Here is a 15,504-nt window from a genome sequence, read left to right on the forward strand (position 1 = left end):
GGCAGGCGACGCTCTCTGACCTCTCACGGAAGGGAGACCCCGGATGACCGTGCTGATCACGAACATCGGCGAGCTGACGACCAACGTCCGCTCGGCCGACGGCGACCCGACCGGAACCCTGCACGACGCCGCCGTCCTCATCGACGACGGGCGGATCGTCTGGGTCGGCGCTGCGGCCGATGCCCCTCAGGCCGACGAGACGGATGACGCCGGCGGCGCCGCGGTCATCCCCGGATTCGTCGACAGCCACAGCCACCTCGTGTTCGGCGGCGATCGCGCCGTCGAGTTCGAGGCGCGGATGGCGGGGCAGAAGTACGCGGCGGGAGGCATCCGCTCCACGGTGGCCGCGACCAGGGCCGCGACGGACGATGAGCTGCGTGCGCGTCTGCGCGGCTTCATCGAGGAGCTGCGCGCTCAGGGAACGACGACCGTCGAGATCAAGAGCGGCTACGGACTGAGCGTCGTCGACGAGGAGCGGCTCGTCCGCCTCGCCGCCGAGGTGACGCCGGAGGTCACGTTCCTCGGCGCGCACGTGGTGCCCGCCGAGTACGCGGACCGCGGCGACGAGTACGTCGACCTCGTCACGGGGCCCATGCTCGACGCCTGCGCTCCCCACGCGAAGTGGATCGACGTGTTCTGCGAGACCGGTGCGTTCTCGGTGGAGCAGTCCCGCCGGGTCCTCGAAGCGGGCATCGCCCGAGGACTCGCTCCGCGCGTGCATGCGAGCCAGCTCGGCCCCGGCGACGGGGTGCGCCTCGCCGTCGAGCTGGGCGCGGCATCCATCGACCACGGCACCTACCTGACGGATGCCGACGTCGAGGCGCTCGCAGGGTCCGACACGGTGCTGACGCTGCTGCCCGGCGTGGAGTTCTCCACGCGCCAGCCGTACCCCGACGCCCGGCGTCTCATCGACGCGGGTGTGACGGTGGCGCTCGCGTGCGACACCAACCCCGGGTCGAGCTTCACGAGCTCCATGCCGTTCTGCATCGCCGTCGCCGTCCGCGACATGGGGATGACGCCGGCCGAGGCGGTCTGGGCCGCCACCGCCGGAGGCGCGGCGGCGCTGCGCCGCGACGACGTCGGCGTCATCGCCCCTGGGTATCGTGCGGATCTCGTGCTGCTGAAGGCCCCCACGCGCATCCACCTGGCGTACCGTCCCGGCGTGCCGCTCGTGGACCAGGTGTGGAAGGACGGGGTCGTCGTCGCCTGAGCGGACGACGACGACCCCGACCGCTCATTCGAGCGCGCGAGCGCAGACCACTGCCGCGGCGGCCGACCAGGCCTGCGGGCGGCACGCGGCAGGGTAGGGGACAGGGCGCCCGCCGGGCACCCTCTCGTCGCCGGCGTGCAGTTCGGGGACCCGGTACTCGAATCCCTCGGCGACGTCGATCAGCTGCGCCGCGACCGCACGCGCCTCGTCGGCGAGACCGGCGCGCAGCATGCCGTGGACGGCGATGGCCGTGTCGTGGGTCCACACGCTGCCGCCGTGATAGCTCAGCGGCCAGTAGCCGGCGGCTCCGGTCGAGAGGGTCCGGATGCCGAAGCCGCTGGACATCGATCGGCCCGTGAGCAGAGCCGCGCAGGCGCGCTCCTCCTCGGGGTCGAGGATGCCGGTGCCGATCAGGTGGCCGATGTTGCTCGTCAGAGAATCGACCGCGGCCCCGTGCGCATCGAGTGCGATGGCGGGATAGTGCCCCTCCTCGGTGCGCACCCAGTACGCGGCGCGGAAGCGGGCCCGCAGATCGGCCGCCCACTCGCGCAGTGCGGTGCCGCCCGTCTCTCCCAGCTGATCGAGCAGCCCGGCCCCGCGCACCGCCGCCTCGTAGGCGTACGCCTGCACCTCGCTGAGGGCGATCGGACCGTCGGCGAGCCGGCCGTCGCGCCACTGGATCGAGTCGCCCGAGTCCTTCCAGCCCTGGTTGGCGAGGCCGTGCCCCGACTCGTCGGCGTAGTCGATGAAGCCGCTGCCCGAGGCGTCCCCGTGCACGATCATCCAGTCGAGCGCCGCACGCAGGGCGGGAAGCAGCTCGCGCAGTTCGTCGTCTGGCATCCCCGCGTCCCGCGCGTCGGCGAGGAGGCACACCCACAGCGGCGTCGCGTCCACCGTGCCGAAGTAGAGGGGCGGCAGGTGCACGCCCTCGTTCGGCAGGGAGAGGATGCCGCTGCGGAGCTCATGCGGGATCTTTCCAGGGGCCTCCGCCGAGTCGGCATCCGTCGTCGTCCCCTGCAGGCGGGCGAGCACCCGCAGCGTCGACGCCGCCATCTCCGGCGCGGCGGCGAGAGCCAGTCGCGCCGCCCAGATCGAGTCGCGGCCGAACAGGGTGAAGAACCACGGGGCGCCCGCGGCGTAGAACGCATCGTCGGGGTGGTCGGGCAGAGCCAGCCGCAGCGCGTCGAGATCGGCGGTCGCCCTGTCCAGCCAGCGGGACGCTCGGGGGTCGACCGGGGAGGCGAGCCGGTGGGGTTCCGCGGGGGCGGCGGCGGAGACGACGAGCGTCGGATCGTCCATGGTCACCGACCAGGAGAGATCGAGCGAGCCGTGCGGCGGTATCACCGCACCCCAGGTCATCGTGATGCCGTGCTCGTCGGCGGTCACGGTCGCTCCGGCGGCGGCGAGCGTGAAGGACGCCTCGTCGGCACGGCAGACCGCGCCGTCCCACGACCAGGACGCCTCGGCGGAGAGCCCGGCCTTCACCTCCTGCATGGGCGCGAAGTCGGGGACGATGCGCACCGTGAGGTCGACGGGCACACCGTCGTCGAGGTGAGCGGAGACGCGGAGACGCTCCGAGAACGCGCCGGCCGTCACGGTGCGCTCGCGGTCGAGCCGCACCTTCGGGTCGGCCGAGTCGTCGTCGATGCCGCGCAGCACGTCGACGAGGAGCACACGGCGGGGGGTGGGGGAGGCGCAGCCGATCGATTCCAGCTCGGTGCCGCGCACGGCGACGTCGATCGCTCTGATGTGCCGCACGTCGCCGTGATAGACCCCGTGGATGGGTGCGGTTCCCATGCGCCCCTCGGCATCCGACCACACCTGGGTCGGCGCCTCGAGGGCGATCACTGCGTCGTGCAGCAGCGGTTGCAGCGGCGGGGTGGGGGTCATTCCTTGACGGCTCCTTCTGTGGTGTTCATGATGCGGCGCTGGAAGATGAAGAACATCACGGCGACGGGGATCGTCATGAGGAGCGCCGCCGCGAGCTTGATCGGGTACTGCGTGCCCTGGCTGAGCTGGCCGCTCGCGAGCGAGGCGACGCCCTTCGTCAGCGTGGTCAGAGCGGGATCGTTGGTGGACACGATGAAATGGCTCAGCTCGTTCCACGAGCCCTGGAACGACAGGATCACGATCGTCACGAGCGCCGGGGTCGCCATCGGCAGGACGACCGACCAGAACAGCCGGAACGTGCCGGCTCCGTCGATGCGCGCCTGCTCCTCGACGGAGACCGGGATCGACTCGAAGAAGTTCTTCATGATGAAGACTCCGGCGGCGTCGACGAGCAGCGGCAGGATCATCCCCGCATAGGAGTTGAAGATCCCGAGCTGGTTGATCACGAGGAACTTGGGGATCAGGAGCACGACCGCCGGCACCGACATGACGGCGACCAGAGCCGCGAAGACGACGCCCCGCCCTCGGAAGTGCAGACGTGCGAGCGCGTACCCCGCGAGCGAGTTGAAGAAGACCCGGCCCGCCGTCACGAAGATCGTCACGATCGCGCTGTTGACGAACCACGACGGGAAGTCGGAGTTCGCGAACAGGCGGTCATAGGCCGCGAAGGTCCACACCTGGGGGATGAGCGAGATGCCGCTGGATGCCGCGTCCTCGTCGGTCTTGAAGCTCGTCGCGACCTGGACCAGGAAGGGGTAGATGTAGATGAGCGCGAGCCCGATGAGCACGGCGTACAGCACGATCTGCCAGGTCAGCTGCTTGCGGGAGAGCCTCATGATGCACCGCCCTTCTCCGTGACCTGGTAGGCGCGGATGCGGCGCTGGGACACGGGGCGGTCGCGCAGCACCCAGCGCTGCACGAGGGTGAAGACGACGATGATCACGAAGAGGATGAAGGCGATCGCGGCGCCCTGGCCCCACTCCTGGTTGTTGAACGCCGACTGGTAGGAGAGGTAGGCGGGCGTCAGCGTGGTCTTGCTCGGCGCGCCGCGGGTTCCGGCGTAGATCTGGTCGAAGACCTGCCAGCATCCGATGAGGCCGAGGGTCAGGACCGTGAACAGGGTCGGCCGAAGCTGGGGGAGGGTGATCCGCCAGAAGCGCTGCCAGCCGTTCGCGCCGTCCATCATCGCTGCCTCCTCGACGTCGCCGCCGAGGTTCTGGAGCCCGGCGAGGAAGAGAAGCATGAACGTCCCGGACGTCGTGAAGACCGCCATCAGGATGTAGGCGCTCATCGCGATGGACGGGCCGGAGAGCCAGTCCCACCAGGAGACCCCCAGCATCCCGCCCTGGGCGAGCGCAGCGGGTCCGCTGTCGCCGAGGAGGAGATGCAGGATGCCGCGCGGATCGTTGAACCAGTTCGGCCCGTTGAGGCCGAACCAGGACAGCACGTCGTTGACCGCTCCGCTCGCCGAGAACAGGAACATCCACAGCACGGTGATCGCGACGGAGCTGGTGACGGAGGGGAAGTAGTAGGCGGTGCGGAAGAAGCCGCGGCCGCGCAGCATCGCCCTGTTGACGAGGACCGCGAGGAACAGCGCGAGCGCCGTCTGCAGCGGCACCACCAGCACGACGTACCAGGCGTTGTTGCGCAGCGCGGTGCCGAAGTCCTTGGTGGCGAGTCCGCCGTCGGTGAGGACCGCGGCGTAGTTGTCGGCGCCGACGAACGACACCGAGCCGGCGAGGGGGCTTCCGCGGCCCGCCCAGTCGGAGACGCTCACCCACAGCGCCATGAGCACCGGGACGAGGAGGAAGACGCCGAGGATGGCGATCACCGGCGCGGTGAACAGCCACCCGGCTGCGGCCTCGCCGCGGCGGAGCCCGGAGGATCCGCCGCGACGAGGCGTGGCCAGAGCGGTCATGGTTACTTGACGACCGCTTCGAGGTTGGACTGGACGGAGTCGAGGATCGTCGCGGGGTCGGCGGTCTTCAGCGACTCGAGCTGCGCGTTGAAGTCGGAGACGACGTCGGCCGCCCCGTCCTGGTTCGGCGGGAACTGCGCGTAGTCGGCGCCGGCGAGGAAGGGGGCGAGGGCGGCGTTGTCGGCCGTCCAGGCGTCGGCTGCCGACTTGATCGAGGGCATGGGGCCGAACGCCTTCGAGAAGGCCAGCTGGCTGTCGGCGCTCGTGAGGTACTCCACGAGGTCGAGGGCGGCCTTCTGGTTGGGGCTGTCGGCCGCCATGCCCCAGCAGTTGGTGAACTGCAGGGTGCCCTGGCCGCTGGGGCCGGCGGGGAGCTCCGCGACGGTGTAGTCGACGGACGAGTAGTCGTTGGTCATCGCCCCGGTGATCCAGTTGCCTTCGATCACCATCGCGGCGGAGCCCTTGCCGAGTGCCTCCCCGCCCCATCCGGCGCCGACGTCCTTGGCGAAGGCGAAGGTGCCGTCCGCGAGGTGCGACTTCACGTAGGTCAGAGCGTCGACGTTCGCCTGGTCGCTTGCGATGGCCTTGCCGTCCTTCACGAGGCCGCCGCCCGCCTGCGCCATGAAGGTGCCGACGCGCTGGTACTCGGCGCCGAACGCGAGGCCCACGTGCTCGGGCGTCGTGAGCTTCTGCGCGACGGAGGCCAGGTCGTCCCAGGTCTTCGGCAGATCGGCGTCGGTGAGGCCGGCATCCGCCCACATCTTCGTGTTGATGACGAGCGCGAGGGTGGAGAAGTCCTTCGGCGCGCAGTAGAAGTCGCCGTCGACGGTGAAGTTCTCGACGAGCGAGGGGTAGAAGTCGTCCTTGTTCTTCAGGTCGTCTCCGTAGGCCTTCAGAGAGCCGTTCGATGCGTAGCCGGCGATCTGGTCGGTGGAGAGATAGAAGAGGTCGGCGGGCTTGCCCGCGGCGAACCCCTGGGAGAGCTCCTGGTTGAGGTCGCTGGCCACCTGGAGGGAGGTCTTCGTGCCGGACTTCGCGGTCCAGTCGTCCAGCGCCTTCTGCACGGCGGCGGTCTCGGCATCGCCCGAGGAGCCGATGAGGACGGTGAGCGCGTCGTCGGAGGAGGTGAGGCCGCCGGCATCCGGCTTCGCGTCTCCTCCGGAGAAGCCGGATCCGCAGCCGGTGAGCACCAGGGTGCTGCTGATCAGCACCGCTCCGGTGCCGAGGACTGCGCGTGTGATGTGCCGTGTCATGGTCTCTCTCCTTTGATGAGTCACTGCGGGCGACGGCCGCGTGCGGCTCGTGCGAGTTCGGGAAGGGTAGGAATTTGAACGATCAAATCCTGTGTGGAATAGGCTAGGGGCGAGGGCGCGGAAGTGTCAACCCCGCACCTGTGACCCAGGCCGTGAACGAGGAGGTGCGATGGCGAAGGCGCCCACTGTCGAAGACGTCGCCGAGCACGCCGGAGTCTCCCGCCAGACGGTCTCGAACGTGCTCAACACGCCAGACATCGTGCGTCCGGCCACGAGGGAGCGCGTGCTCGCCGCCATCGACGCCCTCGGCTACCGACGCCATGCCGCCGCGCGACAGCTCCGACTGCGGCGCAGCTCGACCATCGGCATCCGCCTCGACCCCTACGTCGGCGGCATCTCCGGAGTCGTGCTCGACAGGTTCGTGCACGCCATCACCGAGCACGCGAGTGAGCGGGGCATGCGCATGCTCGTCTACGCCGCTCGCACTCCGGAGGAGGAGATCGCCCGCCTCGCGGAGCTGTGGGAGGGGTCGGAGATCGACGCGGCGATCATCACCGGCACCATGCGCGACGACCCCCGCGTGGGCCGGCTCGACGATTCGGGACTGCCGTTCATCTCGTTCGGACGGCCGTGGGGAGAAGACGACATCGCCGACCCGCGGCACCTGTGGGTCGACGTCGACGGCGCGGCCGGCACCCGCGCGGCGACGGAGCACGCGCTGACCTTCGGCGGCCGTGTCGCGTTCCTCGGCTGGCCATCCGGCTCCGGCACGGGCGACGACCGCGAGCGCGGGTGGATCGAGGCGATGCGCGCGGCCGGCGCGAAGGGTGCGCGGGTCGTCGCCGACGACTCGGTGCCGCAGGTGAGGGCGAGCGTCGCGCGCGCCCTCGACGAGGGACTGGATGCCGACGCCGTCGTCTGCGCGAGCGATTCGCTCGCCGTCGGCGCTCTTCTCGCGCTCTCCGATGCGCGGCGGTCGGTTCCCGTCATCGGCTTCGACAACACCCCGACCGCGGAGGCGCTGGGGTTCTCCAGCGTCGAGCAGCGCCCGGAGGACGTGGCCGCGGCCATCCTGGAGCTCATGATGGGCCCGACAGGCGACGTCGTCGCCCCGCGCCGTGTCCAGTCAGGCTCGGCGCACGCCCTGATCACCCCTGAGCTCGTGGTGCGCTGACCGCCTCGAGCACGTGCGCGAGGCGCTCCTGCGGATCGCCGGAGACGACCAGGAGAGCAGGCAGGGCTCCGTCGCGTTCGAGGTCGTCGACGATCTCCAGGAGCGCATCGTCCATCGCGTCCCTCAGCTCGGGGTCCTCATCGTCGGGGACGAGGATCGGATGCCGCCTGTCGAGGGGGAGCACGACGACGAGGTCGATCTCGCGCATGGAGGCGGCGGCGATCTCCGTGGCTCTGGCGAGAAGAGACCCGTCGCTGCGCCCCAGGGACTCCAGGGCGGTGAGATAGGCGACGAAGTCCAGTGGCCCCCGCTCGGACACGACGGAGGGCTCGTGCGCGGTCTCGCGCAGCCGTGCGGCGGTGACCGCCAGCTGCGCGGCGAAGCTGCGCTCTCCGGTGGGGGCGTCGTCGTCGATGTCGTCGAAGGGGTCGCCGAGCACGAGGTACTCGGGCAGCGCGGCGCGGAGGTCGGCGATCAGGGTGCTCTTGCCGCTCGCGTGGGTTCCGGAGACGACGATCCTCATCGTCGGGAGTGCAGTCCTGCGAGCAGCTCCAGCACGCAGAGCGCGGCGAGGCGGACGGTGCGGGCGTCGTCGGCGTCCGCCGTCGCGTCGACCTCCGCCAGGTCGGCGCTGACGACCCGGGGGTCTGCGGCGACAGCGCGCGTCAGCGCGCGGAGCTCCCAGGCGGCGAGCCCGCCGGGGATGCTCGCAGGGCACCCCGGCGCCACCGAGCGGTCGCACACGTCCACGTCGATGTCCAGGTGCACGCGGGGCGCGGCTCCGGCCCCGGCGATCTCCAGCGCCTCCGCGACGACGTCGTCGATGCCGCGGCGGCGCAGCTCGTCGAGCGTGATCACCCGGATGCCCCAGTCGGCCGCCCGCTTCGCGTACGCCGCGGAGTTCGCGAAGTCGGCGATGCCGATCTGCACGATGTGCGCGGGGTCGATGCGCGAGGTCTCCAGCGTGGCCGCAGCGGGAGCGTCTTCGACGAGTCTGCGCACGGGCGTGCCGTTGGAGACGCCGTCGCGCAGGTCGAAGTGCGCGTCGAAGGTGATGAGGCCGGTGGCCTCGGCGCCGAGGGCCACGGGGTAGGTGAGGGAGTTGTCGCCGCCGAGAGCGATCACGAGTTCGGCGGATGCCGTGAGCTCCCGCACGCGGGAGATCACATCGGACTCTCCCGCGTCGCCGTCCGGCTCGTGGACGTCGCCGGCGTCGGCGATGCGCAGCGCCTCGTTCAGATCGACGATCGGCGGCCCCATCAGCGTGGCGCCGTAGCGGGGCAGCGCCTCGCGGATCGCGGCCGGGGTCGCGTGGGCGCCGGTCGGGGAGAGCGAGGTGCGCCACACCGGCACGCCGAGCAGCACGGCATCCGCCGTGGAGTCGAAGGCCGGCCAGCCGCCTGCGCGCGGCCAGAGGGGATCGTGCGACAGTGCCATGGTTCAGACTCCGGGGATCAGGGCGTGGGCGATGGTGAAGATGGCGAGTCCGGCGAGAGCGCCGACGACGGTGCCGTTCAGACGGATGTACTGCAGGTCGCGTCCGACCATGAGCTCGATCTTCTCCGTGGTCTCGGCCGGGTCCCAGCGTTCGACGGTGTCGGTGATGATCGAGGCGATGTCGTGCCGGTAGCGGTCGACGAGGAAGACCGCGGCATCCGAGACCCAGGTGTCGACGCGGTGCTGCAGCGCGGCATCCGTCGTGAGGCGCTCGCCGACCTCCTGGAGCGCCTGCACGAGCCGTCGCCGAAGTCCGCTCTCGGGGTCGGCGAGGGCGGAGAGGAGCCCGTTCTTCGCCGTGTTCCACGCCTCGGCGGCGAGGGCGCCGACCCGAGGGCTGTCGAACAGGGAGGCCTTCGCGTTCTCGAGCTTGGTGCGGGTCGCAGGGTCGTGCTGCAGGTTGTCGGCGAGGCGGGTGAGGTAGCCGTCGATCGCGAGCCGGGCGGGATGCCGGGGGTCGGCCTTCACCGCGTTCACGAACCGCACGGCCTCGTTGTAGGCGGTCTCGTCGACGAATCGATGCGCCAGACGAGGCACCCACGAGGGCAGGCGGCGGGAGATGAGTCCGTTGAAGGCGACGGCGTTGGCGTTCAGCCAGGTGGCGATGCTGTCGACGGCGAGGTCGACGGCGCCGTGGTGGGCGTCGGCCGCGACGATCTTCTCCAGCCACACTCCGGCCGGCGTGCCCCACTCCGGGGCGACGAGGTGCTCGCGGGCGAGGTCGGTGATGAGGTCGCGCACGTCGTCGTCGCTGAGGGCGTTGAGCACCGCGGTGGCGACCGTCGCTCCCTCCGTGCCGACGCGTTCGGCGTGCGCGGGCTCGCGCAGCCACTCGCCGGCCCGCAGCGCGATCGGGGTGCTGGAGAGCTTCGTGCGCACGACGTCCGCTGCGAGGAAGTTCGTCTCCACGAACTCCCCGAGCGTGCGGCCGATCTCGTCCTTGCGGCTCGGGATGATCGCCGTGTGCGGGATCGGGATGCCGAGCGGATGCCGGAACAGCGCCGTCACGGCGAACCAGTCGGCCAGGGCGCCGACCATGCCGCCCTCGGCTGCGGCGCGCACATAGGAGAGCCAGCCGACGCGCTCCTGAAGGGCGAAGGCGATGACGAAGGCGAGCGCCATGAAGATCAGCGCGCCGAGCGCGACGGCCTTCATGCGGCGGAGCGCGCGCAGTCGGTCCTGGTCGGCGGGGGAGAGCTGCGTCATCGGCGTTCGCGGCATGGAGTCATCCTTTCACGCGATCACCGGGCGGGGCGTGGTCGGGGGGATGAAGCGTCTCGGCGCCCAGACAGGATCACCTGTGTAGTACCATCACTACATTCTGAATCGAGGTGCACGATGTTCACCATGAGCGCTCGAGAGTTCAATCAGTCCGTCGCGCGTGCGCAGCGTGTCGCCGACGGTGAGCCGGTGCTGATCACCAGGCGCGGCGAGCCGGCGTATGTGCTGCTCAGCATCGAGGAGTACGAACGGATCGTTCCAGCCCGACCGGGGTCGATGCTCGAGCTTCTCGCGATGCATGATGACGACCTCGCGCACGACGACGGCGCGTTCGACCGCATCATCGACGAGATCGTCGCCGACCGGAAGAACGACTTCGGTCGCCCTCCGATCGAGTTCTGAGCGATGTATCTGGTCGATACGAACACCTTCTCCGAGGCGCGGCGCGGGGGAGAGCTCGGAAGCGCTGCGCGGACGTGGATGGAAGGAGTGGTCCCTGACGCCCTGCACATGAGTGCGATCACGGACTACGAGTTGGAGCTCGGAGTTCTCGGACTTCACAGACGCGACCCGCAGCAGGCGAGGGCGCTCAGGCAGTGGTTGAGTGTGATCCGCCAGAGCCTCGGCCCGCGGATCCTCCCCGTCTCTCCCGAGATCGCGCGGACGTGCGCCGCGCTCAACGTGCCGAATCGGCGGCCGTGGGCGGACGCGCTCATCGCCGCCACCGCACTGCATCACGGGCTGACCGTCGTCACTCGCAACGAGAAGGACTTCGACGTCCCCGGGCTCGCGGTGATCAACCCCTTCTCGAGCTGATCGGCCGGCGTCCGGCCCACGCGAGTACGCTCGATTCCGTGATCGAAGACATCAAGAAGCGCGCCCTGCACCGCACCAGCATCCTCGAGGGCCAGATGCGCGGCGTCGCGCGGATGATCGAGAACGAGGAGTACTGCATGGACATCATCACCCAGTCCCGTGCGATCCAGAAGTCCCTGGAATCCCTCAACAGGCTCCTGCTGGAGAACCACCTGCGCACGCACGTCACGCACATGTTCGAGGAGGGCGGCGACGAACGCGACAAGGCGGTCGTCGAGCTCCTCAAGGCGTTCGACTTCGATTCGAAGTAGACGACTTGATCGCACGTTGATTCGTGATCTCGCAACGGAAATCGTTGCGAGAGGTCCAACTGGCCTCGGTTTTCGCTGTACCTGACGCGATTCGTGTGTTTGACTGTCCCCCAGTGATTCTCAATGGGGAGGCTTCATGCCCGATTCCACCGGCGGCGTCAGCATCGACGGCGTCACCAAGCTCTACGGCGCCGCCACGGCCGTCGACCATCTGACCCTCGACATCCAGCCCGGCGAGTTCCTCTCCCTGCTCGGGCCCTCCGGCTGCGGCAAGACGACGACGCTCCGGATGATCGCCGGGTTCGAGTATCCGGATGCCGGCGACATCCGCATCTCCGGTCGCAGCGTCCTCGACCTGCCTCCGCACAAGCGCGAGGTCAACACCGTGTTCCAGGCATACGCGCTGTTCCCGCACATGACCGTCGCCGAGAACGTGGCGTACGGCCTGCAGCAGCGCAGGGTGCCCAAGGCCGAGCAGCGCGAGCGCGTCGCCGAGGCTCTCGACATGGTGCAGCTGCGCCGCTTCGCCGATCGCAAGCCCACCCAGCTCTCCGGAGGGCAGCAGCAGCGCATCGCCCTGTCGCGCGCGCTGATCAACCGGCCCAGCGTGCTCCTGCTCGACGAGCCACTCGCCGCCCTCGACCGTCAGCTCCGCGAGGAGATGCAGCTCGAGCTCAAGCTGCTGCAGGCGAGGCTCGGCACCACGTTCGTCTTCGTCACCCACGATCAGGCCGAGGCGCTGTCGATGAGCGACCGCATCGCGGTGATGCGGGCCGGCCGCATCGAACAGCTCGCCGAGCCCGCGGAGATCTACGCCGAACCGGCATCCGCGTACGTGGCGTCCTTCATCGGACAGCAGAACTTCGTGCACGGCGCCGTGCGCGCCGACGGCACCTCCCTCGACACCGGGATCGGCGTGATCGGCGGACGATGGGGTGGGGAGAGGGTCGCATCGGGGCAGGCGGCGGTGGCCGCGATCCGGCCGGAGTACGTGCGCCTCGAGGCGGAGGGAGAAGCCGGCATACCCGGTCGCGTCCTCGGGGTGTCGCACCTCGGCGAGACCCTGCAGGTCGCCGTGCAGGTCGGCGGCGAGTCCACCTTCCTCTCGAGGATGCCCGCTCCCACGGCGCCGCGGATCCAGGTGGATGACGATGTGCGCTGCGTATGGGATGCCGCGGACGTGCGGCTGTTCGCCGCCGACGGCATCCCCACCACGGCGACGCACGTCATCGCACTGCCGAAGGCCGCCGCATGACCGGGGCGCCCCCGGTGCGCGTGCTGGCGGACCGCGGCGCGGCGCACATCATCCGCACCGAGCTGACCAGGCGAGGGTTCCTCGCGACGGCGCTCGCCGCGACCGGGACGGTGCTGTTCACCGCGTGCGCTCCCGGCCAGGTCGGCGCGGCCCCGCAGGCTCATGGCGGTCCGCTCGAGGACAAGCTGTCGATCTACACGTGGAGCGACTACGACGCCCCCGAGGTCCTCGATGCGTTCAGCGCGAAGAAGGGGCCCAGGATCGTCGTCGACGCCTTCAACTCGAACGAGGAGCTGATCGCGAAGCTGGTCGCGGCTCGGGGCACCAGCGGATACGACATCGTCGTGCCCAGCGGCCTGTTCGTCACGCCGATGGCCGAGAACGGGCTGCTCGAGGAGCTCGACCTCGACCTGATCCCGAACTTCGCCACGATGAATCCGAACTTCATCCACCGCTCCTTCGACCCCGACAACCGGTACTCGATCTGCAAGGCATGGGGCACGACCGGCTTCGTCTACGACCGCCGCGTCATCACCAGGGAGCTGACCGACTGGGCGGACTTCATCGATGCGGCGCAGAACGAGGCGTCGGGCAAGGTGTCGCTGCTCGACGATCCCGCTCCGATGTGCGGCATCTACTTCTGGTCGCACGGCATCGACTGGAACACCACGAAGAAGGCAGACCTCGACGCGTGCGAGAGATTCCTCGTGAAGGAGCTCGCCCCGCACGTCTCGACCTTCGACTCCGCGCCGGGAGGGCAGGTGATCCCGCAGGCCTCCGCCGCGCTCGTGCAGTCGTACAGCGGCGACGCGCGCACCGGCATGAACGAGTCCGACGACCCCGAACGCTGGCAGTGGGTGCTCGGCGCCCCCGCCACCGAGCTCTGGATGGACAACTGGGCGATCGCCAAGGGCGCACCGCACCCCGAGGCCGCCCACGCGTTCATCGACTTCATGATCGCGCCCGACGTGCAGCTCGCGCAGGTCGACTACATCGGCTACGACACGGGTGTGCAGGGCACGCAGAAGAAGGCGGAGGACGCCGGGCTCGAGAGGCTCGACATGGTCTACTTCGACGACGCGCAGGTGGAGACGATGCACGAGCAGGAGTTCACCGAGGCGCAGGAGCGGATCGTCTCGATCTGGAACGCGACGAAGGCGGCCGCCGGTGCGTAAGCTCAGGATCCGCTTCGGCCTCGCCCTCCCCGCGTGGGTGTGGCTCATCATCTTCTTCCTCGTGCCGATCGGCGTGGTGATCTGGTACAGCTTCGGATACAAGCCCAGCATCTTCGCCACGAACTCGAACGACAGGCTGTCGTTCGACCGCTACGTCGAGGCGCTGTCGCCGACCTTCTTCACGACGTTCCAGAACACGCTCTGGGTCGGCGTCACCGGCACGCTGCTGTGCCTCCTGATCGGCGCGCCCGTGGCCTACTGGATCGCGGTGAAAGCCGCTCCGTCGCGGAGGGGGATGCTCCTCGCCCTCGTCATGGTGCCGTTCTGGACGAACTTCCTGGTGCGGACCATCGGATGGCAGGTGATCCTCGCCCCCGAGGGGTGGCTCTCGCAGGCGCTGCAGTTCATCGGCGTCATCCCCGGCCCGCTCGAGATGCTCAACACCAGAGGGGCGGTGCTCCTCGGCGTCGTCTACAACTACCTGCCGCTGATGATCCTCCCGCTGTACGTCGCGTTCGACCGCGTCAGTGGACCGCTGCGCGAGGCGAGCAAGGACCTCGGCGCGAACAGCGTCACGACGTTCCTGCGGGTCACGGTGCCGATGGCGCGCCCCGGGATCATCGCCGGCATCCTTCTGGTGTACATCCCTCTCATGGGCGACTACATCACCGCCACCGTGCTCGGCGGCGCGAAGGGCAACATGGTCGGCCAGATCGTCGCCAGCCAGTTCCAGACGGCGCAGAACTGGGCGCTCGGTTCGGCGATGGCGGTGCTGCTCATCCTCACCATCGCCCTGTCGATCGGGGTGGCGGCGCTGCTGCTGTGGCTCGTCACGATCCCGGTGCGACGACGCAACCGGCTCATCCTCGGGGAGGCATCATGACCAGGCGCGGCATCACACGACACCTTCTGCCGATCTGGGCGACTCTGGTGTTCCTCTTCCTGTTCCTGCCGATCATCGTGATCATCGTGTACTCCTTCAACGTCGGTCGGCTGCTCGTGTCGTGGGACCACTTCGGGTTCGACTCGTTCGCCGCCATCGTCACGAAGCCCGCGATCCGCGACGCCGTCCTGGTGTCTCTGCGCACGGGCCTGCTCGCGGCGGTCTTCGCGACCGCCCTCGGAACGCTCGCCGGCATCGCCATGGCGCGGACGCCCGGCAGGTGGGTCGGCTGGTTCCTGGCGATGCTGCTGCTGATCTCGGTGACGCCGGAGATCGTGGACGCGGTGGCGCTGCTGCCGTGGATGGTGTTCCTCGGGCAGGACCTGGGGATGAGCGTCTTCAACGACGGCACGGTGCGGCTCGTCGTCGGGCAGTCGCTGTTCTCCATCGCGATCGTGTCGTACATCGTGCGGGCGAGGCTGGTGGGTCTGGACGCGCGGCTCGAGGAGGCGTCCGCGGATCTGTACGCCCCGCCGTTCCGCACGTTCATGAAGGTGACGCTGCCGCTCGCGATGCCGGCCGTGCTCGCCGGATTCCTGCTCTCGTTCACGCTCGGGCTCGACAACACCGTCGTCTCGGCGTTCGTCCAGGTCTCGGGCACGACCCCGTGGCCGGTCTACGTGCTCAGCGCGCTGCGCAGCGGCCTGCGCCCCGAGATCGCCGCGGTGTCGACGATCATGCTGCTCGTGACGCTGCTGGCGCTCGCGCTGGTGGCCGTGGTGCTGAAGAAGGCCGGCGACTCCGCGACCGACATCGCCCGCACGATGGCGGGCGGCTGAGGGTTCACCTCCCGAACGCGAGAACTCCTCCCGAACCTGTGCGGCTCGGGAGGAGTTTCTCT

General features: G+C 69.5%; 16 protein-coding genes. 9 read left to right on the forward strand and 7 right to left on the reverse strand.

The window, feature by feature from the left end:
• Positions 1 to 43 precede the first annotated feature (43 nt).
• Positions 44 to 1,210 (forward strand): imidazolonepropionase, encoded by a 1,167-nt coding sequence (gene hutI, locus LC438_RS05875; protein WP_105672363.1) that lies wholly within the window; start codon positions 44 to 46, stop codon positions 1,208 to 1,210.
• Positions 1,211 to 1,234: 24 nt separating this feature from the next.
• On the opposite strand, the gene LC438_RS05880 is transcribed toward hutI, so the two are convergent.
• Genes LC438_RS05880 through LC438_RS05895 form a run of 4 tightly spaced genes read right to left on the reverse strand, consistent with a single transcriptional unit; the run spans position 1,235 to position 6,271 of the window.
• A complete protein-coding gene (locus LC438_RS05880) occupies positions 1,235 to 3,100 on the reverse strand; it encodes a glycogen debranching N-terminal domain-containing protein (RefSeq protein ID WP_223586087.1) in 1,866 nt (621 codons plus the stop codon).
• A complete protein-coding gene (locus LC438_RS05885; RefSeq protein ID WP_223586088.1) occupies positions 3,097 to 3,936 on the reverse strand; it encodes a carbohydrate ABC transporter permease in 840 nt (279 codons plus the stop codon). The genes LC438_RS05880 and LC438_RS05885 overlap by 4 nt, the downstream gene beginning before the upstream one ends.
• Entirely contained in the window at positions 3,933 to 5,018 is a 1,086-nt protein-coding gene (locus LC438_RS05890; RefSeq protein ID WP_105672361.1) for a carbohydrate ABC transporter permease, read from the reverse strand. The genes LC438_RS05885 and LC438_RS05890 overlap by 4 nt, the downstream gene beginning before the upstream one ends.
• A gap of 2 nt (positions 5,019 to 5,020) precedes the next feature.
• Positions 5,021 to 6,271 (reverse strand): extracellular solute-binding protein, encoded by a 1,251-nt coding sequence (locus tag LC438_RS05895; RefSeq protein ID WP_223586089.1) that lies wholly within the window; start codon positions 6,269 to 6,271, stop codon positions 5,021 to 5,023.
• Positions 6,272 to 6,440: 169 nt separating this feature from the next.
• Here LC438_RS05895 and LC438_RS05900 point away from each other — a divergent pair, with 169 nt between their 5' ends.
• Positions 6,441 to 7,445 carry a LacI family DNA-binding transcriptional regulator gene (locus tag LC438_RS05900; protein ID WP_105672359.1) on the forward strand — a complete coding sequence of 335 codons (1,005 nt, stop codon included), beginning with the start codon at positions 6,441 to 6,443 and terminating at the stop codon, positions 7,443 to 7,445.
• Here LC438_RS05900 and LC438_RS05905 read toward each other — a convergent pair.
• From LC438_RS05905 to LC438_RS05915, 3 genes are read right to left on the reverse strand one after another with little or no spacing between them, the layout of a single operon-like run.
• Positions 7,420 to 7,968, reverse strand: a complete 549-nt coding sequence (locus tag LC438_RS05905; RefSeq protein ID WP_223586090.1) for an AAA family ATPase — start codon at positions 7,966 to 7,968, stop codon at positions 7,420 to 7,422. The two genes, LC438_RS05900 and LC438_RS05905, sit on opposite strands and share 26 nt — an antisense overlap.
• The gene (locus LC438_RS05910) at positions 7,965 to 8,882 is read right to left on the reverse strand and encodes an arginase family protein (RefSeq protein WP_223586091.1); all 918 of its coding nucleotides are present in this window, start codon (positions 8,880 to 8,882) and stop codon (positions 7,965 to 7,967) included. The genes LC438_RS05905 and LC438_RS05910 overlap by 4 nt, the downstream gene beginning before the upstream one ends.
• 3 nt (positions 8,883 to 8,885) lie before the next feature.
• Complete coding sequence (locus LC438_RS05915) at positions 8,886 to 10,163, reverse strand: DUF445 domain-containing protein (protein WP_105672356.1); 1,278 nt, start codon at positions 10,161 to 10,163, stop codon at positions 8,886 to 8,888.
• A gap of 126 nt (positions 10,164 to 10,289) precedes the next feature.
• On the opposite strand from LC438_RS05915, the gene LC438_RS05920 reads away from it, so the two are divergent.
• The 7 genes from LC438_RS05920 to LC438_RS05950 all read left to right on the forward strand — a co-directional run bounded on the left by LC438_RS05920 (position 10,290) and on the right by LC438_RS05950 (position 15,442).
• Positions 10,290 to 10,565 (forward strand): type II toxin-antitoxin system prevent-host-death family antitoxin, encoded by a 276-nt coding sequence (locus tag LC438_RS05920; RefSeq protein WP_223586092.1) that lies wholly within the window; start codon positions 10,290 to 10,292, stop codon positions 10,563 to 10,565.
• A 3-nt stretch (positions 10,566 to 10,568) separates the two neighbouring features.
• Positions 10,569 to 10,979, forward strand: coding sequence for a type II toxin-antitoxin system VapC family toxin (locus tag LC438_RS05925; protein ID WP_105672354.1), 411 nt, complete (start codon positions 10,569 to 10,571; stop codon positions 10,977 to 10,979).
• 38 nt (positions 10,980 to 11,017) lie between these two features.
• Positions 11,018 to 11,290, forward strand: coding sequence for a metal-sensitive transcriptional regulator (locus LC438_RS05930; RefSeq protein ID WP_105672353.1), 273 nt, complete (start codon positions 11,018 to 11,020; stop codon positions 11,288 to 11,290).
• Positions 11,291 to 11,426: 136 nt separating this feature from the next.
• Positions 11,427 to 12,545 carry an ABC transporter ATP-binding protein gene (locus LC438_RS05935; protein ID WP_223586093.1) on the forward strand — a complete coding sequence of 373 codons (1,119 nt, stop codon included), beginning with the start codon at positions 11,427 to 11,429 and terminating at the stop codon, positions 12,543 to 12,545.
• Entirely contained in the window at positions 12,542 to 13,720 is a 1,179-nt protein-coding gene (locus LC438_RS05940) for a spermidine/putrescine ABC transporter substrate-binding protein (protein ID WP_105672351.1), read from the forward strand. The genes LC438_RS05935 and LC438_RS05940 overlap by 4 nt, the downstream gene beginning before the upstream one ends.
• Positions 13,713 to 14,603: an ABC transporter permease gene (locus tag LC438_RS05945; protein WP_105672350.1), complete on the forward strand. Its 891-nt coding sequence runs from the start codon at positions 13,713 to 13,715 to the stop codon at positions 14,601 to 14,603. The genes LC438_RS05940 and LC438_RS05945 overlap by 8 nt, the downstream gene beginning before the upstream one ends.
• Complete coding sequence (locus LC438_RS05950; RefSeq protein ID WP_223586094.1) at positions 14,600 to 15,442, forward strand: ABC transporter permease; 843 nt, start codon at positions 14,600 to 14,602, stop codon at positions 15,440 to 15,442. Before LC438_RS05945 ends, LC438_RS05950 begins: the two co-directional genes overlap by 4 nt.
• The last annotated feature ends 62 nt before the right edge of the window (positions 15,443 to 15,504 follow it).

It is taken from the genome of Microbacterium sp. OVT16B, assembly GCF_019969705.1.
GTDB lineage: Bacteria > Actinomycetota > Actinomycetes > Actinomycetales > Microbacteriaceae > Microbacterium > Microbacterium natoriense.